We start from the raw sequence: 247 nt of genomic DNA on the forward strand, positions 1-247 counted from the left end.
ATTGAAGATTGGCTGTTATGGGTAAGCGAACCGTGAAAATAGTCCAAAGTTCTTCTTTTTCATAATTGGATCGACAATAAATTTCTCCTCCGTGTTGCTCGATTATCTTTTTAGTAAGTGCTAAGCCTATACCCGTGCCAATGCTATCTTGTACATGGTCTTCTCTATAGTATTCTTCAAATATTTTGAATTGATTTGAAGAGGTGATACCGACGCCGTTATCGACAATGTGAATGGTAATGTTCTT

At 36.8% G+C, this 247-nt stretch carries 1 protein-coding gene; it reads right to left on the reverse strand.

Going from position 1 to position 247, the window contains the following annotated elements; genetic code table 11:
- On the reverse strand, positions 1–247 hold a 247-nt coding region (locus tag ACM615_RS24015; RefSeq protein WP_431012648.1), incomplete at both ends, for a sensor histidine kinase.

It is taken from the genome of Rahnella sp. PAMC25617, assembly GCF_050606005.1.
Taxonomy (GTDB): domain Bacteria; phylum Pseudomonadota; class Gammaproteobacteria; order Enterobacterales; family Enterobacteriaceae; genus Rahnella; species Rahnella variigena.